Annotated in this window: 23 protein-coding genes; 12 read left to right on the top strand and 11 right to left on the bottom strand. The window is 45.2% G+C overall.

The genetic code is table 11. From position 1 onward, the window contains the following. Positions 1-63: 63 nt before the first annotated feature. From KJB05_RS20575 to KJB05_RS20565, 3 genes are read right to left on the bottom strand one after another with little or no spacing between them, the layout of a single operon-like run. On the bottom strand, positions 64-858 hold the full coding sequence (locus KJB05_RS20575; protein ID WP_208445078.1) for a metal ABC transporter permease: 795 nt from the start codon (positions 856-858) through the stop codon (positions 64-66). A 3-nt stretch (positions 859-861) separates the two neighbouring features. Continuing rightward, positions 862-1,788: a zinc ABC transporter substrate-binding protein gene (locus KJB05_RS20570; protein ID WP_208445083.1), complete on the bottom strand. Its 927-nt coding sequence runs from the start codon at positions 1,786-1,788 to the stop codon at positions 862-864. Further along, the gene (locus tag KJB05_RS20565; RefSeq protein ID WP_005439147.1) at positions 1,778-2,920 is read right to left on the bottom strand and encodes a membrane protein; all 1,143 of its coding nucleotides are present in this window, start codon (positions 2,918-2,920) and stop codon (positions 1,778-1,780) included. Before KJB05_RS20565 ends, KJB05_RS20570 begins: the two co-directional genes overlap by 11 nt. A gap of 313 nt (positions 2,921-3,233) precedes the next feature. On the opposite strand from KJB05_RS20565, the gene KJB05_RS20560 reads away from it, so the two are divergent. Beyond that, positions 3,234-3,887, top strand: coding sequence for a cupin domain-containing protein (locus KJB05_RS20560; RefSeq protein ID WP_208445079.1), 654 nt, complete (start codon positions 3,234-3,236; stop codon positions 3,885-3,887). A 69-nt stretch (positions 3,888-3,956) separates the two neighbouring features. Here KJB05_RS20560 and KJB05_RS20555 read toward each other — a convergent pair whose 3' ends face one another. Then, positions 3,957-4,196 (bottom strand): YdcH family protein, encoded by a 240-nt coding sequence (locus tag KJB05_RS20555; protein ID WP_020194687.1) that lies wholly within the window; start codon positions 4,194-4,196, stop codon positions 3,957-3,959. A gap of 251 nt (positions 4,197-4,447) precedes the next feature. On the opposite strand from KJB05_RS20555, the gene KJB05_RS20550 reads away from it, so the two are divergent. The 3 genes from KJB05_RS20550 (at position 4,448) to KJB05_RS20540 (ending at position 7,647) form a co-directional block, all read left to right on the top strand. Beyond that, a complete protein-coding gene (locus tag KJB05_RS20550) occupies positions 4,448-5,488 on the top strand; it encodes a DUF4382 domain-containing protein (protein ID WP_208445080.1) in 1,041 nt (346 codons plus the stop codon). 171 nt (positions 5,489-5,659) lie between these two features. Further along, positions 5,660-6,463 carry an SDR family NAD(P)-dependent oxidoreductase gene (locus tag KJB05_RS20545; RefSeq protein WP_054822212.1) on the top strand — a complete coding sequence of 268 codons (804 nt, stop codon included), beginning with the start codon at positions 5,660-5,662 and terminating at the stop codon, positions 6,461-6,463. Between the two features lie 311 nt (positions 6,464-6,774). Continuing rightward, a complete protein-coding gene (locus tag KJB05_RS20540) occupies positions 6,775-7,647 on the top strand; it encodes a radical SAM protein (RefSeq protein ID WP_208445081.1) in 873 nt (290 codons plus the stop codon). A 63-nt stretch (positions 7,648-7,710) separates the two neighbouring features. Here the strand turns inward: KJB05_RS20540 and KJB05_RS20535 are convergent, their stop codons facing one another. Together KJB05_RS20535 and KJB05_RS20530 are read right to left on the bottom strand one after the other, a co-directional pair. Further along, a complete protein-coding gene (locus KJB05_RS20535; RefSeq protein ID WP_208445082.1) occupies positions 7,711-8,625 on the bottom strand; it encodes a LysR family transcriptional regulator in 915 nt (304 codons plus the stop codon). Positions 8,626-8,730: 105 nt separating this feature from the next. Continuing rightward, entirely contained in the window at positions 8,731-9,600 is an 870-nt protein-coding gene (locus KJB05_RS20530; RefSeq protein ID WP_005439161.1) for a helix-turn-helix domain-containing protein, read from the bottom strand. A 130-nt stretch (positions 9,601-9,730) separates the two neighbouring features. On the opposite strand from KJB05_RS20530, the gene KJB05_RS20525 reads away from it, so the two are divergent. The 3 genes from KJB05_RS20525 (at position 9,731) to KJB05_RS20515 (ending at position 13,679) form a co-directional block, all read left to right on the top strand. Further along, positions 9,731-10,879, top strand: a complete 1,149-nt coding sequence (locus KJB05_RS20525; protein WP_199455269.1) for a PLP-dependent aminotransferase family protein — start codon at positions 9,731-9,733, stop codon at positions 10,877-10,879. Between the two features lie 230 nt (positions 10,880-11,109). Beyond that, positions 11,110-12,318 carry an IS4-like element ISVsa5 family transposase gene (locus tag KJB05_RS20520; RefSeq protein WP_001352368.1) on the top strand — a complete coding sequence of 403 codons (1,209 nt, stop codon included), beginning with the start codon at positions 11,110-11,112 and terminating at the stop codon, positions 12,316-12,318. Positions 12,319-12,650: 332 nt separating this feature from the next. Beyond that, entirely contained in the window at positions 12,651-13,679 is a 1,029-nt protein-coding gene (locus tag KJB05_RS20515) for a hypothetical protein (RefSeq protein WP_208445778.1), read from the top strand. Positions 13,680-13,810: 131 nt separating this feature from the next. Here KJB05_RS20515 and KJB05_RS20510 read toward each other — a convergent pair whose 3' ends face one another. Both KJB05_RS20510 and KJB05_RS20505 read right to left on the bottom strand, forming a co-directional pair. Then, on the bottom strand, positions 13,811-14,137 hold the full coding sequence (locus KJB05_RS20510; RefSeq protein WP_009706294.1) for a DUF4156 domain-containing protein: 327 nt from the start codon (positions 14,135-14,137) through the stop codon (positions 13,811-13,813). 79 nt (positions 14,138-14,216) lie between these two features. Beyond that, a complete protein-coding gene (locus tag KJB05_RS20505; RefSeq protein ID WP_208445779.1) occupies positions 14,217-14,681 on the bottom strand; it encodes a hypothetical protein in 465 nt (154 codons plus the stop codon). Between the two features lie 242 nt (positions 14,682-14,923). On the opposite strand from KJB05_RS20505, the gene KJB05_RS20500 reads away from it, so the two are divergent. Next, on the top strand, positions 14,924-15,631 hold the full coding sequence (locus tag KJB05_RS20500; RefSeq protein ID WP_208445780.1) for a lipoate--protein ligase: 708 nt from the start codon (positions 14,924-14,926) through the stop codon (positions 15,629-15,631). Between the two features lie 61 nt (positions 15,632-15,692). Here KJB05_RS20500 and KJB05_RS20495 read toward each other — a convergent pair whose 3' ends face one another. After that, entirely contained in the window at positions 15,693-16,121 is a 429-nt protein-coding gene (locus KJB05_RS20495; RefSeq protein ID WP_038895605.1) for a VOC family protein, read from the bottom strand. A 252-nt stretch (positions 16,122-16,373) separates the two neighbouring features. Between KJB05_RS20495 and KJB05_RS20490 the strand changes: the two genes are divergently transcribed. Further along, positions 16,374-17,954, top strand: a complete 1,581-nt coding sequence (locus KJB05_RS20490; RefSeq protein WP_208445781.1) for a DEAD/DEAH box helicase — start codon at positions 16,374-16,376, stop codon at positions 17,952-17,954. A gap of 70 nt (positions 17,955-18,024) precedes the next feature. Here KJB05_RS20490 and KJB05_RS20485 read toward each other — a convergent pair whose 3' ends face one another. Next, the gene (locus KJB05_RS20485) at positions 18,025-20,901 is read right to left on the bottom strand and encodes an amylo-alpha-1,6-glucosidase (RefSeq protein WP_208445782.1); all 2,877 of its coding nucleotides are present in this window, start codon (positions 20,899-20,901) and stop codon (positions 18,025-18,027) included. 230 nt (positions 20,902-21,131) lie between these two features. Here KJB05_RS20485 and KJB05_RS20480 point away from each other — a divergent pair, with 230 nt between their 5' ends. From KJB05_RS20480 to KJB05_RS20470, 3 genes are read left to right on the top strand one after another with little or no spacing between them, the layout of a single operon-like run. Next, on the top strand, positions 21,132-22,043 hold the full coding sequence (locus tag KJB05_RS20480) for a LysR family transcriptional regulator (RefSeq protein ID WP_208445783.1): 912 nt from the start codon (positions 21,132-21,134) through the stop codon (positions 22,041-22,043). A gap of 19 nt (positions 22,044-22,062) precedes the next feature. Then, a complete protein-coding gene (locus KJB05_RS20475; protein WP_039977147.1) occupies positions 22,063-22,437 on the top strand; it encodes an MmcQ/YjbR family DNA-binding protein in 375 nt (124 codons plus the stop codon). A 5-nt stretch (positions 22,438-22,442) separates the two neighbouring features. Continuing rightward, the gene (locus KJB05_RS20470; RefSeq protein ID WP_208445784.1) at positions 22,443-22,985 is read left to right on the top strand and encodes a nucleotidyltransferase family protein; all 543 of its coding nucleotides are present in this window, start codon (positions 22,443-22,445) and stop codon (positions 22,983-22,985) included. Between the two features lie 19 nt (positions 22,986-23,004). Here KJB05_RS20470 and KJB05_RS20465 read toward each other — a convergent pair whose 3' ends face one another. Next, positions 23,005-23,916, bottom strand: a complete 912-nt coding sequence (locus KJB05_RS20465) for a LysR family transcriptional regulator (protein ID WP_208445785.1) — start codon at positions 23,914-23,916, stop codon at positions 23,005-23,007. Position 23,917: the final 1 nt, after the last annotated feature.

Raw genomic sequence — 23,917 nt, 5'->3', positions numbered from 1 at the left:
CTCCGTTCACGCGGAGCCTTTTTATCATTAGGCCAAAGTTCGAGTAGATTCCTCAGCCTGTTTTCATGCCGTCTCTTCATAAACGGATTGCGCTTTTGACAACCAAGGCTGAAGCAAAAGATTGAACAACATGCCCGCAATGAACAAGGTGATTACGATACTCGCCCCACTTGGCAAATCATAATGCGCTGACGCCGCGATACCCGACAATATCCCCACGATGCCAATACTGATGCTCGCAACGAAAAATCTTGTTCCTTTCAGTGCTGCCGCACATAAAGCCGGAATCACCAACAATGCAAACTCCAAATAGATGCCCGTTAGCTTGACTGTAATCGGCATTAATATCGCGAAGATGAGATAGAAGCCACTGCCCTGCATGAACTCTGGCTTCACCCACACCAATAACAACATCGCAGCGGTAATTAATGCCAAAGGCCAAACATCATCCCACGTTGACCACAATAACTGCCCGTTGAGAATACCTTGGATAAAGTCGGCACCGTGCGGATCTTTACTCACCAGTAATATCGCCAGTGATGCCGACACCACAAACAAGCTGCCAATCATTGGCTCTAAATGCTGTTGGTAGCGCTTTTCCATTAAGGCGATCAGACCGCAAAGCAATAACGACATCACCCAAGGACCAACCATCTCACCAAAGAAAGAGCCAGAAAAGAGATCGTATTGGTTCAACCAATAGTGACTCAGTGCAGCCCCCAAAGCCGCAACTTGTGCCACCGCCAAATCGATGAAGATAATTTGACGCTTTAACACTTGTTGCCCGAGCACCACGTTACCCACCAGAGCAATCAAGCCACACAGCACCGCTGGTAATAGCCATGCATAATCTGCCATGGCTTAGATCTTCACCGGAACAGGTTGCACGAGCACATCCAACAAGTCATCAATAACTTGGTCGTACATTTCATCCAAACTTTCGCCATCAGAAACCGTTAAAGGCAGCTGAATCAGCGGCTTATTGGTTTGTTTCTGTAGCCAGTTTGCAGGACGCTGGTCTTGATGCGACGAGTAGACAATCGCTTCAAAAGAATCGGAGTCCAACTTAGTTAAGGATTGAAGGTGAGAAGTGGTAGGAGAAATTCCCGGTTTCGGTTCTAGGTCAGCAATTTGCTCCATACCAAGCCAATCATATAGGTAACGGTAGGTTTCGTGATAACCCACCACTTGTTTACCCTTTAATGGCGCGGCTTTCTCATTCCACTCATTGAGCTTTTTACGCCAGTGAGCGCGGAACTTCATACCATTCACTTGATAGCTTTGCGCATTTTCAGGATCGATGCTCTTCAAACGTTCTGTCACAGCACGCGAAATCGCAACCATGTCATTCGCCGCAAACTGCACATGTGGGTTTCCGTGCGCATGAATGTCCCCCATGCTGCGGTCGACATGATCATGAGTGTCTAACATGCGCACGAAATCGGTCGCATAGATCATGCTTTGTGAACCGTTTTGTACAGCACCATTGCTACTGCGAACTTGCAACATAGGCAACCATCCTACTTCTAACTCCGCACCAGAACACATTGCCATGTCGGCTTGGCGCATCTTTGCAATCAAAGAAGGGCGAGCTTGTACGTAATGAGGATCTTGCTTGGCGGTGGTCGCGGAATAGATGGTCGCGTCTGGAGCGTGACTTTCGAGAAGGGCTTTCCATTCGGGCTCACACACAAAGATGTTAAGAGCCAAAGCAGGTGAAGAGACGATGGCAGCCCCCGCCGCCATCATCGCTAAACTGCATTTATTTAATGTCAGCTTAGAACGCATGTGCACCGTGCGCTCCAAATGTCATCACGTATTGCAGAGTGAATACGTTGTCTGTCTCGCTGTCTTGATTATCAATGCGAGTGTATTGCGCACGGATAGTACCGAAGTGAGAAGAATCCCATGCGATCATCGCATCCATTTCTTTATCATTCAGTGCTGTGAAGTGCATGTGGTCGCCGTGCGCGTGGCCATCGTAACTTTCTGCTTCACCGTAACGTAGACCAGCAGACCAGCTTGGGTTAAAGCGGTAAACACCCGATACGTAGTATGCGCTTAGGTTGTCTGGTGATTCAGCATCGTTCTTATATTTGCTGTCTACCACACCGTCTAGCAACATGTATTCCGCAGATAGCGTGAAGTTGCTGTACTTGTAGTTACCATCTGGCGCCCACTTCCATACAAAGTCTGCACCGTATAAGTTTTCACCCGTTACCGCAGCTGCGTGGCTGTGGTCATGATCATGTTCATCTGCATGGCCGTGATCATGGTCTTCGAACTCTGTTACCTTACCGTTTTCGTTACGTAGGTAGCTCAGGCCAAACTGCCAGCTTGAAGACTCTGAGAAATCGCTGCCAAGCTTAAGTGTTGTCGTGTAAACGCCAACTTCAGAACCATCTTCAACAGAAGACATCTTGCTACCGCTTAACGCTTCTACACCCAACTTCACATATAGGTCTGTTGGAAGAACGATGTTTGCGCGTACACCGTCATCGTAGTAATGCGAGCCAAGGAAAGTACGGTAAGCAATTGGACGCTCAACAAAGCTGTCTGTGTGCATGTGTTGGTTGTTCAGGTAACCAAAGTCAGATAGGAAGCGACCCGCACGAACATTCAAGCCGTATGGTAGTGCTAGTGTCTCGATAAACGCCTCTTCAAGCATCAGCTCGGTTTCATCACCGTGGCTTTCTAGAACCGCCGTTAGTGCGCCGTGGAATTTATCATCGATGTTTGCAGACATGTTCAGCTCGGTATGACCTAGGCCAAAACCTTCTTCACGCTCTGAGTTATGACGCTGGCCATCTTGATAGTAACCGTCTAGTACCACGCCAATCTGAGGGTTCGAAAGCGTATCGGCAAAAACTGGGGAAACAAACAAGCTACCAACCGCTAAAGAGACCAATTTCTTATTCACTACGTTTTTCCTTATTTTGTTATGTTATAACACCATTTAATATTTCGCGGATGTTATAACATAACAAACACTAAAAAAAGTGTAGCTTGTAACATTTTGTAAATTTAGTTTTTATGAAAATTATCAATAACAATCATAAGGTTAATTAGAAGAACCTTGCTCCATCGCCGTGTTTATTCCTATACGTCCTGCTCTGTTGTGATCTTTCCAATACAAGTGAGTAAATGAAAATCTCGCGCTTCAAGGGTTGAAAACCGACCTGTGTGAAACTACGTATACTTAAACAATGCAAAGCAAACACTGGAAATACGCAATGATAAACATGGACTTTTCACAACGTTTGGTGATTAAAACTGGCGAACAAGATTGGGTAGCCAGCCCAGCCGCTGGTGTATGGCGCAAACCGTTGGAACGAGAAGCGAAAGAGTCTGGGCATACCACCAGCGTGGTGAAGTACGAGCCGAACTCACAGTTCTTGACGCACCCTCATCCATACGGAGAAGAGATACTGGTGCTCGAAGGGGTGTTTTCTGACGAGCATGGCGATTACCCAGCGGGGACTTACCTTCGTAATCCTCCGGGAAGCCAACATGCCCCATTCAGCAAAGACGGTTGCGTGATCTTAGTAAAACTCAATCAATTTGATCCTAACGATCTAGAAACTGTTCGCATCAATACCAACCAAACCGAGTGGTTGCCAGGCATTGGTGGATTAGAGGTGATGCCATTGCACAACTTCGAACACGAGCATGTTGCGTTAGTTAAATGGCCTAAAGGTGAAAAATTTCAGCCACACCGCCACTTTGGAGGTGAAGAGATCTTTGTCCTATCTGGAGAGTTTAAAGACGAACTGGGGGAATACCCTACCCACACTTGGCTGCGCAGCCCTCACATGAGTGAACATTTTCCTTTCGTCGAGGAAGAAACGGTTATCTGGGTTAAGACTGGGCATTTGCCTGTCGATTAGTCGAGCCCTTGTAAAACAGCAAAACGGCTCGAACATTCGAGCCGCCATCAAAGACACTTAACAGGTCAATTAAGCGTTCATAATTTTTGAGTAAAGCCAGTCTTTTAGCTCTGCACGGTTATGTTTCATCGTGTTCATTTCGTGGTCGTCGATTGGGCTTCCTCGCAATTCTAGTTGGCGTATTTCCTTGTCGAGCGTGTTGTAGTTTTTAGCGTTTTCAGCAAACGTGGCGTCATCTGCCGTAAGTTGAGTAATGGTATCCAAATGTTCTGGGAATTCATGAGTTAATGAGTGATTTTCACCTAACATAGAGACCTCTTTGGCTGAGTACATTTCAAGTTAAATAAGCTGCTTAAATAATAAGCACCGCTTAAAGTAACCATAGCATTTCATCTCACTGTAAATAGTCGAATTGAGCACATTTTTACCTCCCCTTAAAAAACTTCACGTTTCCATACTCAAATTGACAATTGCTGGCCTGATGCTAACCCGACGTTCATTTTACTCCCGAGAGAATGGGCTACATTTATAGAGCTTTATATCAAGAAAAGGGAATACAAATGAACGCTGTAAAATATAGCTTGGTGGGTACTGCTGTCATCTTGGCACTGTCCGGATGTAACTCAGACAGTGATACTGTTAGCACGACGACACCAGTAACGCTTTCCGTTTCTGATGCACCGATTGATGATGTTTCTGAAGTTGTTGTGACATACAGCAAAGTCGCCTTCCTTCCTGTTGGTGAAGGAGAAAATGAACCTCAAATCTTCGAAGTTTACAAAACGGATGAAGACGGTAACTACGTAGATGAAAACGGCGATCTATTACCGGAAGGAGAAGAGCCACTCCCGCTTAGCGTCAACCTGTTGGACTTCCAAGGAAGTGACGCACAAGAACTAGTTGAAGATGAAGTCATCCCAACTGGTGACTATAAACTGTGTGTTTTTGCAAACGATGGCGATCATCCTGAATACCCTTCTTACGTCATCGATGAAGCAACAGGCAATCAAATCCCGCTCACGGTAAAAGGTGAAGGTAAATGCCCTCAGGGTGTTGGAGATGAGCCAAATGCTGGTGTGTTGTTCTTCAATGACACATTTACAGTTAACTCAGATAACAATGACTACGTGGTTGAGTTTGACCTGCGCCGCGGCTTGAAAGATGCGACAGGCCAAGACGAGGGCTATACGATTCAACGAACATCTGTCACTTTAATCAATACAGTGACCACTGGTGAGATCGAAGGGAATGTTGCTCTGACAACTTACCAAGGTTGTGAAACCGATACGACTTCTGGCAATGGCTACGCTCATGCAGTGTATCTCTATGAAGGTGATATTCCTCAATCGGAGATGGGTACTTTCGCGCCAAGTGAATCTCAAACGCCTATCGCTTCTGCGAACGTCGTCACCGAAGATGAAGGCGCTACCTACCAATACGAGTTTGGTTATGTAGAGCCTGGAACATACTCTGTTGGGTATACTTGTACAGCAAACGATGATTCAGAAGAAGGGATTGTCGATGGCGAGACATTCAGTATCTATACATCTACTAGTGGACTGAGTGTTTCTGCAGGCAGCGACACAAACGCAGACCTTTAAGTTTAGAGACTCATTTAAACGTTAAATGAATAACGGGGCTTCGGCCCTGTTTTTATCCCCCTCTCGGATTATCAATCATTTCTATAAAGTGTTTCCCTCACTCTCCCAATAGTCGAACGCCAAAGATGCCACTATGATTGTTGCATATCGAATTCAAAAGGAATCTCAATTATGCAAAAAATCATCCTGATTACTGGCTCTACAGACGGCATTGGTTTAGAAACAGCAAAAATGTTAGTGGCAGATGGTCACCACGTGATCGTACATGGCCGTAACGAAGCAAAAGTTCAAAACGTAGAGCAGAGCTTGATTGAGATGAACGCTGGCAAAGTGGAAAGCATCGTAGCTGATCTGTCTTCAGTCAAAGCTGTGAAACAGATGGTTGCGGAAGTGGCAGAGCGCTTTGGCAAACTAGATGTGATCATTAATAACGCTGGCGTGTTCGCGACACCTAACTCAAGAACTCAAGAAGGTCTTGATGTGCGCTTTGCCGTTAACACCATTTCGCCGTACATGCTGACAAAAGAGTTGCTACCACTACTTGGTAACACAGGTCGTGTCGTAAACCTATCTTCTGCGGCACAAGCGCCAGTGAGCATCGAAGCCTTGATGGGCGATAAACCACTGTCAGATGGTGAAGCTTATGCTCAAAGTAAACTGGCTCTGACCATGTGGTCACGCGTTATGGGATTGCAGTTGAAAAACGTCGGCCCGATGGTGGTTTCCGTCAATCCAAAATCATTCCTTGGCAGCAAAATGGTGAAAGACGCTTACGGTATCGCGGGTAATGACATCAGTTTGGGCGCAGACATTCTCATTCGTGCTGCACTATCGGATGAATTTGCTCAAGCGCATGGTTCGTACTTCGACAACGACATTGAAGCTTTTGCCGCTCCTCATCGTGATGCGTTGAATGACACCAAATCACAACAAGTGGTAGACGCGATTGAAGCAGTGATTGCTAAACTCGCTTAATTCAACACGGTTGATTCCAGTTAAACACCTAGCTTCGGCTGGGTGTTGTTATTTTTACGTACTTGTTTCTATGTACTGACTTCTAGCGTTTCTGTTTATAACGTTTTGGTCTCGTGCTTATAAAACTGCCACCATTGCTCATTTTCAATAAAATCTAAAAACTCATTCGATATAAAGGTCAATTATCAACAAAGACTTCTCTTGTTAATCTTCAGCTATCGGGAAAAACGCCAGACTCAAACGCGTTCGTTCCCATTATCTTTCGCGAGTGATGACATCGAATCATCCCGCTTTTAACTGGAGATCCAACTATGAACTATGAGGGCAAAGTTTACCGACCATGGCCGGAATACCGCAGCATCTTAATCCAAACCACATTGGGTTGTAGCATCAACACCTGCACGTTTTGCAGCATGTTTGATGACAAACGCTTTAAGGTACGCCCTATTGAAGACGTGTTTAAAGACATTGAAGAAGCGCGTCTGATTTACCCACATGTAGAGTCGATCTTTTTGATTGATGGTAACGTTATGGCGACACGTACGGATTACTTGCTTAAGATCTTCGACAAACTGCGTTCAACCTTTCCTGAATGCAAAAAGATTTCTCTTTACAGTGGACTGAACGATTTCCGCCGTAAAACCATTGCTGAATTGAAAGAGCTGAAAGATGCGGGTTTAGATATGGCCTATTCTGGCCTTGAATCTGGTGATCGCGTTGTTCTAGAGCGCATCAAAAAACGCATGTCACCAGAACAAGCAATAGAAGGCATGGCAATGGCAAAAGAAGCTGGCATTGAAGTATTGCTGTCTTTCATCTTTGGTCTTGGTGGTCGTGAACGTTCAAAAGAGCACATTATTGCGACAACAGACATCTTGAACCAAATCAATCCTGAGCAAATTGCGCCTATGGCACTTGCGATTCAGCCAGGAACGGTGATGGAACAAGAAGTGAAGAATGGTGAGTTCATTATGCCAACTCAACTTCAAGTGCTTGAGGAGGAGAAATACCTACTCGAAAACTTGAACATTGATACCTTCTACTGGGGCGACCATGGTAACAACATCGTTCCACAAAAAGGTTGGTTGCTGGATTCACGCGAAGATTTTCTGAGAAACATCAATCACGCGATTGCATCTAACCCAATGGCAAAAGACAACGTCATCCAGACTTTCTCTTGGTAGTCGTTCTGTTTCTCGCTAGATAAATACAATAAAAAACGCTTTCCGGTTGGAAAGCGTTTTTGTTTATTTCTGATGGGTTGCCAGTTCGGTTTCCCAGTATGGTGGCTGCCCGTAATACTCGGCAAAGTAATCAATAAAGGCACGAACCTTAGGCGCGATCAAACGTGAGCTCGGGTAAACGGCCCAAATGCTGGCGTTCATTACTAATGGGTAGTCTTCCAAGATTTCAACCAACTCACCGGCTTGAAGCTGTTTGTAGACACTCCAAATCGAGTTAATCGACACACCAAGCCCATCGATACAAGCATCGCGCATCGCATCGCCGTTATCGGTTCTAAAGCCGCCAGAGGCGCGCATCGCATAATGACCATCTGGGGTTTCAAACACCCAATTGTCCAATCCCATTAGCGTCACGCATTCATGCTCAGCAAGTTCTTGCGGCGTTTTCGGCGTACCGTGCTTTTCTAAATACTCTGGTGAAGCGACAATGATACGACGATCTGGTGCTAATTTGCGTGCCACCAGCGTTGAGTCTTTCAGCTCTGCAAGACGAATCGCGACATCGAACCCGCCTTCAACCATATCAATGATGGAATCGGAGAAACGAAAATCCACCGTTAGCTCTGGATAAGCCGCCATAAAACCTTTTAGTGCAGGCACAAGATGCAAACGCCCAAACGATGCTGGAGCCGTTACTCGAAGCGTTCCGGTTGGTGCACTATGACCCACTCCGACCGCACCTCTCGCTGCTTCTACCGTCGCAAGTACCTCTTCTGCGTGTGGCAAAAATGCCTGACCTTCTTCCGTTAATGAGACCTTACGTGTGGTTCGGTGCACAAGGCGAACGCCTAGCCCTTCTTCCAACTTATTGATGTGGGCACTGGCAACGGCTGGCGATAATCCAAGCTCTTGTCCTGCCATGCTGATATTGTGCGTTGATGCCAAACGAACGAAAAGCTTGAGATGTTCTATATTCATTTCATTTTCAACTTATTCTATAAAGTCCGACGTCAATGTCGGGCATTTTCATCTGACACAATAGTAAAGCATTGAACGTGAAGCAAAGCTTTTTAAAAGAAATTGTTAGAAGAAACTGATAGGCAAGTAGAAATCTAATTCAAACGCTTCTTCATGATTTAAAAAGTGGTTTTGATGATAATGCACATACGCAGGAGTCGAGCGTTGCTTAAAGCCCGAGTTTGGCAACCATTTCTCCAACACCATACTGATTTGAGGCAGCAGCTCACCATACACACCAGTCAACCTGAACACCGCGTGTAAGCCACCCGGTATGGTCATCTGATTCACCACTCCGCGATACTTAAGCGGTTTATCAATGGCCATACACGCCACATAACGACACTTGTCCAACTCAACCCAAGCCGGATTGGAATGATGCAAACCATATTGCGTAGAGAAGTCTCGGTTCTCTGAATTAGCCCATGCTTTTAACACCAACCAAGCATTGCGAATAGAACGGTTGTAGCCTTCATGACGAACATAAGCAGCAAAGCGTTGGGGCACTTCAACAATCTTTGGCTCCGGTAGGGTACGCTTCGCGACTCGATGATAACCCGCCGCCACTTCTGGATCTTTGAGATACGGTTTTTCCGCGACATGCAAATCATGCTTGCGCCAAGCACCGGGCGACATATCAAACGTGGATTTAAAGGCACGACTGAATGACGACACCGAACTAAAGCCACACTTGTTGGCAATCTCTAATACCGACGATTTGGTATCGAACATCAACTGGTTTGCTGCGTATTCCATTCGCGTCCGACGAATGTATTGATGAATCGACTCCCCCACCACATCTTTAAAAATACGGTGGAAATGCTGCTCAGAATACGCTGCTACATCGGCTAGCTCTTTAGCGGATAATTCTCTGCTAATGTCTTGGTGAATGTAGAACAGTACGTCATTGATTCTGGAAACCTGTTGCTGACTCATAATTTAGCGTTTGATTGAAATAGCATAAATGGACATGTTTAACAGCATAAATGGACACACTTAAGTTAGCAAATCCCATGTACTATCTTCTGAATAAAACCAAAATTAAGAAATACGAGAAACACAACACATGGAAATCGCACAGTCACTACAACAAGTAAAGTCATCGTACATTCGAGAGATCCTCGCTGCCGCTAGCGATAAAAACGTCATCTCGCTCGCTGGCGGTTTGCCAGATGAGAAAACCTTCCCAATCGACTTAATGAAGCCGACTCTTGAGAACTTGGCCAACATGCCAGAGGTGTTCCAATACGGCTCAACCGCAGGCTATGGACCGCTGCTGAACTTCCTAAACGGTTACTTCAAGCTGCCTGAAACACACACAGCGATGATCACCACTGGCTCTCAGCAAGGTTTGGATTTGATTGCACGCGCTTATGTGAATCCGGGTGACAAAGTGGTAATGGAAGCTCCAAGCTACCTTGGTGCGATGCAGGTGTTTGGTTTGGTTCAAGCAAACATCGTGACTGTTTCTCAAACAGAATTCGGTCCAAACCTTGAAGAGCTAGAGCAATGCTTCGCTGAGCAAAAGCCGAAGATGTTCTATGCGGTGCCAGATTTCCATAACCCAACGGGCGTATGCTGGGCACTAGAAACGCGTCAAAAGGTTGCAGAACTTTGTATTCAATACAACGTGGCATTCATCGAAGATGCACCATATCGCGAGCTGCGTTTCTCTGGTGAAGCTTTGCCTTTGGTGTCTGACTTCTGTCCACAGAATTCTATCGTACTGCGTTCATTCTCTAAGATTGCTTCGCCAGGTCTTCGTATCGGTGTGGTTACGGGTAAAACTAGCTACCTAGAACCACTAATTAAAATCAAACAAGGTGCCGATCTGCACTCTAGCGTACCGATGCAAGCCCTACTGCACGGCTTGCTTCAACATGACAACTTCGAAACCCACATCAGCACCATTTGTGAACTGTACAAGTCTCGCTACGATGTGATGTATGCAGAGCTAGAGAAACAGCTTCCAGCGAGCTGCGTCCTCAAGCCTGTTGATGGTGGTATGTTCGTGTGGGTAGAGATCCCAGAGTGCGATACCTTTGAGCTGGCAAAATCACTGCTTGCGAACGGTGTGGCCGTTGTACCGAGCCCTGTCTTCTACCCAGAAGGTTCTGAAGTGAAAGCGGCACTGCGTCTTAACTTCACCAATGCAACACCAGAAGAATTAAAAGTGGCGGTAACACGCCTAGCAGACGTACTCAACGCGCTGTAATAAAAATTACACCTTAAAATCCAAATACCTGCCTTTGAGATGCGAATTAAGTCTCAAAGGCAGCATTTCAAAAAGTTCCCAAAAAATTATTTTTTCTTCTCAAATCAACTCTCTACGTTAAGTGCTGATGAATCCCCTAATGATTTTATCAAAATCATTAAGTTAAGGTAGATACACATCTTGTCATATGATCAAATGGTTTCGCCAAAAATCAATAATCAGACAACAAAATGTGCGAACTCGATATTTTACACGACTCTCTTTACCAATTCTGCCCCGAATTACACTTAAAACGACTCAACAGCTTAACGTTGGCTTGCCACGCCTTACTTGACTGTAAAACTCTCACTCTTACCGAACTTGGCCGTAACCTGCCAACCAAAGCGAGAACAAAACATAACATCAAACGAATCGACCGATTGTTAGGTAATCGTCACCTCCACAAAGAGCGACTCGCTGTATACCGTTGGCATGCTAGCTTTATCTGTTCGGGCAATACGATGCCCATTGTACTTGTTGACTGGTCTGATATCCGTGAGCAAAAACGGCTTATGGTATTGCGAGCTTCAGTCGCACTACACGGTCGTTCTGTTACTCTTTATGAGAAAGCGTTCCCGCTTTCAGAGCAATGTTCAAAGAAAGCTCATGACCAATTTCTAGCCGACCTTGCGAGCATTCTACCGAGTAACACCACACCGCTCATTGTCAGTGATGCTGGCTTTAAAGTGCCATGGTATAAATCCGTTGAGAAGCTGGGTTGGTACTGGTTAAGTCGAGTAAGAGGAAAAGTACAATATGCAGACCTAGGAGCGGAAAACTGGAAACCTATCAGCAACTTACATGATATGTCATCTAGTCACTCAAAGACTTTAGGCTATAAGAGGCTGACTAAAAGCAATCCAATCTCATGCCAAATTCTATTGTATAAATCTCGCTCTAAAGGCCGAAAAAATCAGCGCTCGACACGGACTCATTGTCACCACCCGTCACCTAAAATCTACTCAGCGTCGGCAAAGGAGCCATGGATTCTAGCAACTAACTTACCTGTTGAAATTCGAACACCCAAACAACTTGTTAATATCTATTCGAAGCGAATGCAGATTGAAGAAACCTTCCGAGACTTGAAAAGTCCTGCCTACGGACTAGGCCTACGCCATAGCCGAACGAGCAGCTCAGAGCGTTTTGATATCATGCTGCTAATCGCCCTGATGCTTCAACTAACATGTTGGCTTGCGGGCGTTCATGCTCAGAAACAAGGTTGGGACAAGCACTTCCAGGCTAACACAGTCAGAAATCGAAACGTACTCTCAACAGTTCGCTTAGGCATGGAAGTTTTGCGGCATTCTGGCTACACAATAACAAGGGAAGACTCACTCGTGGCTGCAACCCTGCTTACTCAAAATCTATTCACACATGGTTACGTTTTGGGGAAATTATGAGGGGATCTCTCAGCGTTAAGTGTCTGTTTTCGCTTGATCCTCGCACTGTCGCAAAAAATAGATCTCGATCACGGATTTGAAGCCTTGAAAAGTTACGTCTATCTTTCAGAAAAAAGACATCGACCTTGCAGCATCATCTGCGAATTCAAACACTTTTGATCGTGACGGCTTATCACTATCGAAAGTCGAGCTGAAACCATCAGCAATGCAGTCTTGTGAAGATGAACGTGGCGAGGACGCAATTACAACCATTCTGAATGTCGCTATATCAATCCGCGATTGGACTTATACACGTCGGCTTAGCGCATCATATTACAGAGGGGTTTATCAGGATGAACAATCGACCATCGAAAGGACTCGTCGTCACTGGCGTGTCCGCCATGCTTTCTCTCGCTGCGATTCAAACCGCGCAAGCGAGCAATTCACCAAACTGTAGCGACGTATTAGCCGGCAACAAAACTGCTGCGTCGCAGAAAATGACTGTCTTGCTGGGTGAAGACATCACCCAATCTAACCTCGTCACGACGGTTGTTCCGGTAAAAAACAATCCGTTTGTGACCGAAGAATTAGTATCAGTGTCAAACGACGTTTCGCCCAACGGTTTATTGCCGAAAAAATCATTAGAAGAGATCAAACAAGTTCGTGACAACATTGAGAAAGCGGGCATTGAAGTCAGCAAACTCCAAGGTACGTTTGAAGTGGCGTTTGTCAGCCTAATCGACGGACACTGCCAGTTCTCAACTAACAAGCTCACCACTAACGCGAAGATCGACTTCGACCACTTAGAAGGGTTGTCTGCTTATTCTATCCCTGCGCTACTCGCGATGGTTGATAAGTCTTATGCGATGGCAGAAGCTCGAATTGAAGAAGAAAAAGCGCGTGTTGCAGAAGTTGAACGCGAGAAAGAACGACAAAGAGAAATGGCAGCTGCAGCGGCGGCCGCTCGATACCAAGATGCGAACGTACTTGTTCGAGTCGAGAAGTTTGATGGCTCTAACGTTACCTTCTCAGTGACTAACTTGGCCTCTGACGGTGAGTTACAACCGAACTTTAATACCTTCAAAGCTTATCAAACCGACAAGGGCGAACTGATATACAAATCAGAATCTTTGTTGAGCTTGGTCGATCAGGAAGGTAATGGCCTAACGACGATTGGTATCGCTGAGCTTGGCCCACAAGCGGGCAAAGATTTGACCATCTCACCTGGAGAAACTCGTCAGTTCATTACCAGTATCGAATCAGAAGTCGCACCAGAGGCTAAGCTAAGCCTAGAGTTCCCAGCAAAAGTTCTGAACACGGATGACGCTTTCTCTTTGTCCTTTACCGATTCGGTTGCCATGGCGACTGCTGGACTGAACTAAACAGCTGAGCTGAATTAAGTCGCAGGGCAAAAATAACTAGCATCCACGGCGTCTCCCTTGTCGTTCCTTGCTATGCCTTGAAGGCAAATACTAAAACGAAAAAAGCAGACATTAACGTCTGCTTTTTTCTTTTAGTTCTGACACTGATACGCGTTAGCGAACATGGTCACGGAGCTTGAGAAGCCAAGTGGTTGATACAAGTAAAGTGTATCTGCCCCTAGCTCTGCTGCTTTAATGCGCATTTGGTTTAGTGTGCCCCAAACCATGTCTTTGTCTGCATGAAGCCAGTAATCATAAAAGTGGCCTTCTGAGCCCATTACTGTGCCTAGGTGCTGGCAGTTTGCGATTGCGTTTACATCATCCCAAATCACTTTCACTTGCTCGGACTCTTGCGTTGGGAAGGTCACGCAGCCAGTTAACAACGTTGCTAATGCTGCAGCAGTCATTAACTTCTTCATAATTTCATCGCCTTAGAATTAAATAGTCTGCGGATTCTATTTATCACCCAGACGATGACCAACAAATTATTTTTATGCTTTACATAACAGCCTGTTTAGGTGCTTTTGTTGGTCGTTTTAATGCTCTTGCATCTCGAATATTCAACGTCATCAAAGTCAAATTGACGAAGCCAGCAAGTAACTCCACGATTTGAACCACATAAAAAGTGCTATCAAAGCGTCCAAGTTCCGCTAAGTGATGAAGGTAAATGGCTGATGGAACAAGAATCAAGATGCCGTTCAACGCAACGAAAGGCATACGCTTTTTCTTTGCCGCTAATGGGCCTTTCTTTACATTCGGAGCCATCTTTGACCCCGTAATACCAGCTGCCGCCATTAAAGGTACTACTGCCCAAATCGCATAAGAAATATAGGTTTTGACTAGCAAGATAGCTTGGTGATCACCAAATAATTCAACCAACACGGTGCTAATAAAAAAGCTCATGATGAGTAGGTATGCACTGATAGAGCTGAGTCGATGAGCTAGGCTGAGTGACTTTTTCATAGCGATATTCTCTTTTTTGATTTGATATGAGTAGCGGTACAAAGCAAAGATTACACAACAATCATTGCGTATGCAACATTTGCATTGAAAGCAAATTGTAAACCTGATTCGATATTTGAGCCTGAAGGTTTTAACTTAATGTTTTTAATGAATATTTACTTTCAAACAAAAACAGAGCTGTGATTGGATTTTGTGACGAAATTGGAGTAAAACAGAAGGGTAGATGAAAAGAGGAACTGAACTTGGCTTCCAAAAATAAACTGATCCGCTATCAATCCACTGAAGTCGCAGATGTTTTCAGTAAAGAAGATGAGCTGATCAAACTCGTGCAGACGGATCAACTCTCTCAAGTCTTATTGTTGTGGCAAGTGAAAAGCCCAACGCTCGTCCTTCCTGCGGGAAAGAAGTGGCCTATTTCAGACGAGCTTGAACAAGGTCTTGAAGAGACTAACTGGAAACTATTCTCTAGAAAAACTGGCGGCGCACCCGTCCCCCAAGTTCCTGGAATTATTAATCTATCTCACATCTATCATTGGCCAGAAGGTCAGCCATACGACATCAAAAAAGCGTATCTCGACTTATGTTCTATCCTAGAGGTTTTCTTTGAACAACTTGGTGTAAAGGTTGATGTGCACGCTACACCAAACTCCTATTGTGACGGGGACTACAACCTAAACATCAATGGACAAAAAGTGGTGGGAACCGCACAACGAGTCTTACTGAAGAAAGGCGGCGGGCAAGTGGTGCTCTCTCAGGCCTGCATTCTTATTGATGCGGACGTAGAAAAGATCGTTGAACCTGTGCAGTTATGTAATCGCCTTTGCGGACATAGCGATGATATTCGCGGCGACGTGCACACTCCCCTATTCAATCACATAGAAGAAAGGCCAGATACTGACGCGCTGTTCCAACTGCTAACTCAAGCCTTTTTGGATCACGCCAAGAATTAGCCTCACTCTTAAGAGCAAGGTATACGCTCTATGCCTTGCTCCATCTTTGATTCAATAAACATTACTGAGTGTAATCATTTCGTTCGCTGTCTTTGTCTGACAGATACTCGACAAACTCAAACTGCATCCCATGATCTTCCAAGTAATAGACGTTTTTACGAAATGGGTGTTCCGCGCCCCAGTGGTCAAGCTCATAACCCACTTCTTTTAATCGAGCAACGAGCGCATCAACATCTGGAACGACAATCCCGAGGTGCTTCATACCAGTAAAATGGGTCGTCCAATGCCCAGCATCGCCATCTCCACCATCAGAGATCGCAATGTAAGAATGCTCATCTCCGACATGAAACCATTCGATAGGACGTCCAAACCAGTCATCAAGCTTACCGCTGCCACGGATTGTCCACTCTGGAATAGCAGTCGTTAAAAATTCAATGGTTTTGCGCGCATTTACGACGGAGATATTGGCGTGTTCAACATAGCTTTTCATAACGTTGTTCCTTGTTAATTTGGGTTATCGTTTTAGTTTTCCTTTTGCTTGTTAAACACTCTAAAACCTCAAGTAAACTTGAGGTAAAGACTGCATTTTAACGCTATCGTGAGAAATGAGATCTGCTTCAAAAAATTATCCATGACGGAAATAGTTGAAGCTAACGCTTAAAAGCCTCAGAATGTCGCACTTTTCGCGTCGTACATAAATTCGACGCCTTGTTATCTAACTCGACAATTGAGAATCATACATATGGGTTTTACCTCGTTAGGTCTATCTGCTCCAATCCTTAAAGCTATTCAGGAAAAAGGCTACGACACCCCTTCGCCAATTCAGGCACAAGCAATTCCAGCTGTTTTGGAAGGGAAAGACGTGATGGCAGCAGCGCAGACTGGTACAGGTAAAACGGCAGGCTTTACGCTTCCGATTCTTGAACGTCTGTCGAACGGTCCACGTGTACGCAGCAACCAAGTCCGCGCATTGGTGCTAACGCCAACTCGTGAGCTTGCGGCTCAGGTGCAAGAAAACGTGTTCATGTACAGCCGCCACCTACCTCTAACGAGTGCAGTGGTGTTTGGTGGTGTGAAGATCAACCCGCAAATGCTTCGCCTACGTAAAGGTGCGGACGTATTGGTTGCAACACCAGGTCGTCTATTGGACCTATACAACCAAAACGCAGTGAAGTTTGACCAACTAGAAATGCTGGTTCTAGACGAAGCAGACCGCATGCTAGACATGGGCTTCATTCGCGACATTCGCAAGATTCTTGATTTACTGCCTAAGCAACGTCAGAACCTTCTGTTCTCTGCGACTTTCTCTGATGAAATCCGCGACCTTGCAAAAGGTTTGGTAAACAATCCTGTAGAGATTTCAGTAAACCCAGCAAACTCAACAGCACGCACTGTAGAACAATGCATCTACCCAGCTGACGTGAAGAAGAAAGCGCCAATGCTGGTCAAACTGATCAAAGACGGTGATTGGAAACAAGTATTGGTATTTACCAAAACCAAGCATGGCGCAAACCGCTTAGCCAAGTTCTTAATCGACCAAAAGATTACAGCTGCAGCAATTCACGGTAACAAGAGCCAAGGCGCACGTACTAAAGCTCTGGCTGACTTTAAATCTGGTGAAGTTCGTGTGTTAGTCGCAACCGACATCGCTGCACGTGGTATCGACATTCCTCAGCTTCCTCAAGTGGTTAACTTCGAGCTACCTAAAGTGGCAGAAGACTACGTTCACCGTATCGGTCGTACTGGTCGTGCTGGTGAAGTGGGTAAAGCGATTTCTCTAGTGTGCGCACTTGAAGCATCAGAGCTGTTTGCTATTGAACGTTTGATTCAACAACTGCTGCCTCGTAAAGAACTGGAAGGCTACGCACCAACTAACGTATTGCCAGAGTCAAAGCTTGATACTCGCCCTATCAAGCCAAAGAAACCGAAAAAGCCTAAGAAGCCAAAAGCAGAAGGTGAAAACGGTCAAACTACTGAGAAGAAAAACAGCGGCGGTAACAACAAACCAAAGCGTCGTTTCAACAGCGACAACAAAAACGGTAAAGGCGAAAACAAATCAGGCAAAGGCGGCGCTGGCAAGCCAAAAGGCAACCGTGACGGTCAAGCTCGCTCAAACGGCAAGACAAGTGGTAACAAGCCGAATAACAACCAGTCTGGTGCGAACAAACCAGGCGCAAATAAAAACGGTAACGGTGGCAAACCATCAGGTAACCGCAAGCCTAGCAGCGGCAAACCAGCAGGCGCAAAGCCATCAAACGGTAAGCCGTCAGGCAACAAGCCATCAGGACAACGTCGCAAGCCACGCCCGCAAACTGCTAAGTAATTAGATACCGAGTTAAAACAACAAAGCCGCTGATCATCTCAGCGGCTTTTTCTTAGAACTTCAATTCACGTTATTGAAGCGGTGTGATGCGAATATCAGCAATCTGCGCTTCGTTCATCTCGCCATCTACACCACCTGAGTAAATGTAGGTTTCATTAGATTTCAAATAACTCATATTGAAATGGTCTTTGAGAACCAGTCGGTATGATTTGCCTTGTTCCAAGGAAACTTCAATCGGTGTTGAGTAACGCATACCTTTGTTCTCACCAATATGGCCCATTTGAATGTAACCTTTACCAACTGACTGACCAGATTCGTCGAGAACTTCGAGCTCTTTCACTGCGTTAGTAATACCGGTATTTAGTTGGCCTAGGTTATTGTTATACCACGCCGCCAACTGGTATCGCCCGTTGGTAAGGACGGTGAAAGCACTCAGACCATTTACATCACCACTATCTTTGCTGACAGTGACTACCGATACATCGTCTTTTAGCGGTTGGTAATCACCCTCGAGTTTGACGCGAATATCTTCGCCAACACAAACCGGTTCACTTGGGTTAGAACGGAAGCCTTGTTCATTAATACTCTCAGCCAAATAACACGCAAAACCGCTTAAGGTATCGCTGTACTCTTTTCCGTTAACATTACTTTGGATCAGTTGACCATTGCGGTACAAGTTAATGTTGTAGTCACTAGTTACACCAATCGTCACATTATTGTTGGTGCGAGCGACATCGAGCTCAGGCTCTTTTGGAGAAAAGACTTTTTCACTTTCCGTTGCGTAAGGTTTAACTCCATCAACCACTTTTATACTGCTGTCGTCAGCAACAAGACTACCCAAGGTGACTTGGTAGTGACCATTATCATCAACCGTCACCTCTTCCACTGGATAGTAGCCGTTTGACTCATCTTGTACTTCTGGCAGGTGAACCGTCACAGAGTAGCTTTTACCCTTGAAGCTAAAGTTCTCCAATGTAATCTGATCTGATTGAGCAAAAAGTTGATTGCGAACCCATCCTGTAATGAACGGTTTAACTTCCAATTGCCCTGTTTCAGTGTGAATACCAAAGATAGTTTCGACCACCATATTGAGGTAACCACCTACCGACCATAGCTGGCGCTGCGAGTTGATCACAGGGCCATCTAGAGAAGCATCTGCACCATGATCGCTATGAATGATGAAAGACTTGCCAGACAACCACTCTAAATTTTCCATATTCGATAAGTTGGTTGCCGTACCACGAACTAAAGATTGAATCGCATTGTTCGCCGCTTCTACGTTTTGCGTATGATGTGCAGCGCGCAAGCTATATGCGGTGACAAATGGCCAAATAGCACGGTTATGATACACAGGAACATCAGGTTGTTGAGGGAAGTAAACTGGCACACCAAACTCACTATGAGGATAGTTTTCCATGATTTGCTTCGCCTGAGCATCGCTTGCAATGCCACTTATAATTGCAAGCGCTTCACCTAGCATGTCATATTTGTCGACAGCAATATCTTGCCCGTTATCGAACAAGTAACTCACGTACATACCACGCTCTTCATTCCAAAACTTAGTATTGATTGCCGTTTTTAATTGCTCAGCCCAATCTGCGTATTTCACCGCGTTTTTAGAGTCAAACTGCTCTGCCAACTTCGCTGCTAAGCGCATTGCTCGATAGTGAACCACGTTTGTTGATAGCGCCTTGCTGCTACCAATCGCATTAACATCATCTGGCGTCCAAGTAGAATATGTCTGTTCACGCCAGTCCAAGAACGACTGTTCGCCCGTGTAAAGACCTGAATCTTGATCAAACGCCGCTAAACGGTCGGCTTCTAGCGTGTTGCTAACTGCGTTGTAAGCACGCTCTGCAAATTGGTTGTAAGCTTCGCCATCCAGTGCCGACAGTAAACGTTCTGCCCCTAACGCCCATGTTGTTCGATCGGTACTGATCGGCCAGCTGCCACCAGTGCCTGTATCTTGGACGATTTGCTCACCATCGTATTGTTGATCTGTTGAGTCTCGGAAGGCTGATAACTTGAATTCCAAACCGTTTTCAACGCGCGTAGGATTCATCAACGCAAGGGAAAGGTCGGCCGCATATGCCAAATCACGAGTCCAAACGTAATGCCACTTGGCACCTGTCTCAAACACTTCTGCCTTTATTGGTTTGTTGTAGTTGTAATTGCCGTCTTTGATCTCAGACACCGCAAGTTGATCGAGCTCTTTCATCGTCAAAGCGAACAGTGCATCAAACGCGAGATCGCCAGATACGACGCGAGGCCCTTCTTTCTCCGTAATCACCATGCCTTGATCCAGAGCGTCTCGCAGTTCCGTCGTGGTTGAGATGCCAAATTCACGCAGATCTGCTTTAGGATCCTTGACTGAAAATGTCACTGTTTCATTACTGTCATCGTAGTTTCGGAACAGTTTTAGTTCTTTATTTTGATGCCCCTCATGCACCATTTCAGGAGCCAAAATAGCATCTGAGTAATACTTCTCTGCCTCTTCCTGCGTGGCTTTTGTTACGGTCATCGTCGCGCTGCTTTCATCCGCAAAACTCACAGAGAACTTATAGTAACCTTTGTCTTCAAACGTGATTTCCGAATTACAGTCGTCATTCATACACGCTTCATTCGTTTCTGGTTTTGGTAAGTAGTCCTGAGCTTCATCAAACATCGCAGGCTGTTCAAAATGAGTGTATTGGATTTGCCAGCCAGGATCGGCAATCTTGAATTGGTTACTGCCTCGCGCTACACGCAACACCGTTTCATATTCATTGTTCCCTAAATACTTCAGCTTCGCGTGTTCTGCAGTCCCCCAATCGCCATTCAATCCGCGTAAGTAAAGGTCTTCCGAAATAATCGGTTTATCGACTACCTCTGTGGTATCAGAATCTGAACCACATCCAACTAACCCAATCGTTGCAGCAACAGCAAGCGCGATAAAACTTGGTTTCATGTTCATCCCTTAGATTGTTATTTTGGCGACAGTCTAAGGAAGACGCTCTTCAGAGAAAAATAGGTAACATCGCAAGCTTTATAGACAATATCTATATGTTGCTCACCAATAGTGATTTAGATCTATGAAACACTAATAAATTCAATTATGTCAGATAGCAGATTTGTGATTTATAAAAGAAATTGTGCACAATACCCCCAAGAAACCTTGCTTCAAAAAGGGGAATAACAATGGACAAATCTCTACAGCAATTTTTACTGATTGCTCGTTGTCAAAGCATAAGTGCCGCCGCAAGGATGGCGGGACTAAGCCAACCGACAATGACGAGTAATTTAAAAAAGCTGGAAGAGTCTCTTGGCGTCACACTCTTTGAACGCCACCAAAGCGGCATGGTTCTGACCGAGTTTGGTCGTATTCTCTATCGTCATAGCGATGCGATGCAGCACGAATACAATCAAATGATGCAAGGCATTGAAGAAAGGAAGCAGTATCAAGTCGGCAAAATAAAAATAGGAACCGGGGACGCTTGGTGGCCTTTGTTCGTAAAGCAAGCCTTAGATGAACATTTGTCTCATCAACCATCCGCATCTACACACGTCGAATTTGGCAATCATTTAGGCTTAATGGATTCTTTGATTAATGAGCAAATTGAATTCTTCATTGGTCATGAGATTGTAGGGTTGTCGTCAAAGTGTGATGTTACTTTTATTCCTTTATTTCAAACTGTTGACGCCTACTTTGTCTCTCCCAACCATCCACTTTTAGGTAAATTGGTGACGAAACAAATGCTCCATGAATACCCCGCCCTATCCGTCACCTATGATGCAAAAAAGTTTAACCATGTTTTAGACAACCCTATTCCCAAGCAAAACGAAAGGGAACGTCAGCAACTTGATAACCGCCCAACTTACGAAGTCGATTCGTTACTTGCGAGTATTGATGTACTAAAAAGTGGCATAGCTGTGATGTTTTATACCAGCCACCTGAGCGACTACTTACAATCGTTAGGGTTGAAAATCTTAAACGTGGACTCACAACCCAAGCCGGGTACTGTCGGCATCTATCGCCATAGAGGGGAAACCTCGGAATCTCACTTGGCTTTGATTGCACACATCACTAAGTTAGCGCAAAATTTAAGCTAATCACTATTGAGGTAACCCAATGACATACGATGAATTTAATCAATTCTGCGGCTCATTCGCTGCCACTTCCCATGTAGTTCAATGGGGGGATGCACACGTTTGGAAAGTCGGTGGAAAGGTGTTTGCTATTGGTGGCTGGAGTAAAGACAAGCAGCCTGCCTTTACGTTTAAGACTTCTCCTTTAAACTTCGATTTTTTAAGTGATTATGAGGGTTATATTCCTGCCCCTTATTTCGCAAACCGTGGTATGAAGTGGATTCAACAAACGGAAACCTCCGGACGCCTAGACGAAGAGCTAAAGTACTATTTATCAGAATCTTATCGATTAGTTGCACTTGGCTTGAGTAAGCGAAAACGCGATGAATTGGGCATTGAGCTGCCACCAGCGAAGTAATGCCGATGCTTGAAGATAAACTTGCTCAGTTATTGGCTGAAGATCCACTTCGCATTCAAGCATTGGAGTGTGTTCGCTCACTGGCTTTACCAGATTGCTACATTGCTGCGGGCTTTGTACGAAACCTAGTTTGGGATCACCTTCACCAAAAGCAAAATCCAACACCATTAAACGATCTTGATGTTGTTTATTTCGATCCGGATGAGTTGGACGAACAAGCCTACCTCAAATACGAAACGCAGCTAAACGCCTTGATGCCAGAGTTCAACTGGCAAGTGCGCAATCAAGCAAACATGCACCTAAGGAATGGTGATATATCTTACCAAAGCACCTTAGATGCAATGAGTTACTGGCCAGAAAAAGAGACGGCGGTTGCGGCCAGATTGAACGAAAAGAACCAGATAGACTGCATTTCTGCGTTCGGGTTTGAATCTTTGTTTGAAGCTCGGATTACTTACAATCCCAAGCGAACATTAGTGATGTTTCAATCTCGGGTAGAATCCAAAAACTGGCTAATCACATGGCCTCAATTGCAGATTGTTCTCTAAGTCTTGTTTATTCCGGAAACTAGCTATGAAAACGCTCAATCAAGAAGTCTAAAAACAAACGAAGTCGCTTGGGTTGATACTGGCGGCTCAGATAAATCACGTTCAAATCTGCGCCTGCAGAAGAGGTCGATGCGTTGAAGTTCTTCATATAGCCATTTAACACCGTCACTAAACGTTGCTGTTTGATGTCCTCTTGTACATCGAGAATCGATTTCAACGCAATCCCCGCCCCATCTAATGCCCATTGACGAATCACTTCGCCATCATCAGAAAACCGCTTCGGTACGACAGTAACAACATTGTGCTGCTCTTCATCTTGAAAGTGCCATGTTTTCAGCTCTTCATTGCTGCGAACCATGGCTAAACAATCGTGCTGTGCTAAATCTTGTGGCGTGATCGGCGTGCCTTTCTTTGCCAAATACTGAGGAGAAGCGCAAAGCACTCGGCGACTGGACGCCAGTTTACGAGAGATAAGGTTGCTGTCGGCTAGCTCCCCATATCGGATAACGATGTCCAAACCGGACTCAGCTAAGTTGGATAAGTTATCGTTCAAATACAGATAAGGGATCACGTCGGGATAGAGCTGACTAAATTCCGACAGTATTGGCGAAATGTATTGCTTACCAATATCGCGAGGAGCCGAGATTTTAAGTGTGCCGCGCACTTCTTTGGTGCCAGTTTGGAGTAAGTTCTCCGTCTCTTTAACGCTGTCGATGATTTCCAAGCATGCCTGATGGTACATAGCACCAGAGTCCGTCAGTGAAATATGCCTTGTACTGCGATTAAGTAATTTCACCCCATAACGGTCTTCCAGCGACTGCAATCTTGCCGTTACTGTTGCTGGCGATAAGCCGAGCTCTCTGCCAGCTGCCGCCAGCCCATGGTTCTTCACTATGCTGACAAACAGCGTCATATCCGAAAACTTGTCCACA

It is taken from the genome of Vibrio sp. B1ASS3, from assembly GCF_905175355.1.
Classification (GTDB): domain Bacteria; phylum Pseudomonadota; class Gammaproteobacteria; order Enterobacterales; family Vibrionaceae; genus Vibrio; species Vibrio owensii.
The sequence above is the reverse complement of the archived record's forward strand: the minus strand, read 5'-3'. Positions and strand labels throughout refer to the sequence as shown.

Bases quoted from the DNA above. Each gene is read 5' to 3' on its own strand.
- KJB05_RS20575 (WP_208445078.1), bottom strand. From the start codon at position 858: ATGGCAGATTATGCATGGCTATTACCAGCGGTGCTGTGTGGCTTGATT.
- KJB05_RS20570 (WP_208445083.1), bottom strand. From the start codon at position 1,788: ATGCGTTCTAAGCTGACATTAAATAAATGCAGTTTAGCGATGATGGCG.
- KJB05_RS20560 (WP_208445079.1), top strand. From the start codon at position 3,234: ATGATAAACATGGACTTTTCACAACGTTTGGTGATTAAAACTGGCGAA.
- KJB05_RS20555 (WP_020194687.1), bottom strand. From the start codon at position 4,196: ATGTTAGGTGAAAATCACTCATTAACTCATGAATTCCCAGAACATTTG.
- KJB05_RS20550 (WP_208445080.1), top strand. From the start codon at position 4,448: ATGAACGCTGTAAAATATAGCTTGGTGGGTACTGCTGTCATCTTGGCA.
- KJB05_RS20545 (WP_054822212.1), top strand. From the start codon at position 5,660: ATGCAAAAAATCATCCTGATTACTGGCTCTACAGACGGCATTGGTTTA.
- KJB05_RS20540 (WP_208445081.1), top strand. From the start codon at position 6,775: ATGAACTATGAGGGCAAAGTTTACCGACCATGGCCGGAATACCGCAGC.
- KJB05_RS20535 (WP_208445082.1), bottom strand. From the start codon at position 8,625: ATGAATATAGAACATCTCAAGCTTTTCGTTCGTTTGGCATCAACGCAC.
- KJB05_RS20530 (WP_005439161.1), bottom strand. From the start codon at position 9,600: ATGAGTCAGCAACAGGTTTCCAGAATCAATGACGTACTGTTCTACATT.
- KJB05_RS20525 (WP_199455269.1), top strand. From the start codon at position 9,731: ATGGAAATCGCACAGTCACTACAACAAGTAAAGTCATCGTACATTCGA.
- KJB05_RS20520 (WP_001352368.1), top strand. From the start codon at position 11,110: ATGTGCGAACTCGATATTTTACACGACTCTCTTTACCAATTCTGCCCC.
- KJB05_RS20515 (WP_208445778.1), top strand. From the start codon at position 12,651: ATGAACAATCGACCATCGAAAGGACTCGTCGTCACTGGCGTGTCCGCC.
- KJB05_RS20510 (WP_009706294.1), bottom strand. From the start codon at position 14,137: ATGAAGAAGTTAATGACTGCTGCAGCATTAGCAACGTTGTTAACTGGC.
- KJB05_RS20505 (WP_208445779.1), bottom strand. From the start codon at position 14,681: ATGAAAAAGTCACTCAGCCTAGCTCATCGACTCAGCTCTATCAGTGCA.
- KJB05_RS20495 (WP_038895605.1), bottom strand. From the start codon at position 16,121: ATGAAAAGCTATGTTGAACACGCCAATATCTCCGTCGTAAATGCGCGC.
- KJB05_RS20490 (WP_208445781.1), top strand. From the start codon at position 16,374: ATGGGTTTTACCTCGTTAGGTCTATCTGCTCCAATCCTTAAAGCTATT.
- KJB05_RS20485 (WP_208445782.1), bottom strand. From the start codon at position 20,901: ATGAAACCAAGTTTTATCGCGCTTGCTGTTGCTGCAACGATTGGGTTA.
- KJB05_RS20480 (WP_208445783.1), top strand. From the start codon at position 21,132: ATGGACAAATCTCTACAGCAATTTTTACTGATTGCTCGTTGTCAAAGC.
- KJB05_RS20475 (WP_039977147.1), top strand. From the start codon at position 22,063: ATGACATACGATGAATTTAATCAATTCTGCGGCTCATTCGCTGCCACT.
- KJB05_RS20470 (WP_208445784.1), top strand. From the start codon at position 22,443: ATGCTTGAAGATAAACTTGCTCAGTTATTGGCTGAAGATCCACTTCGC.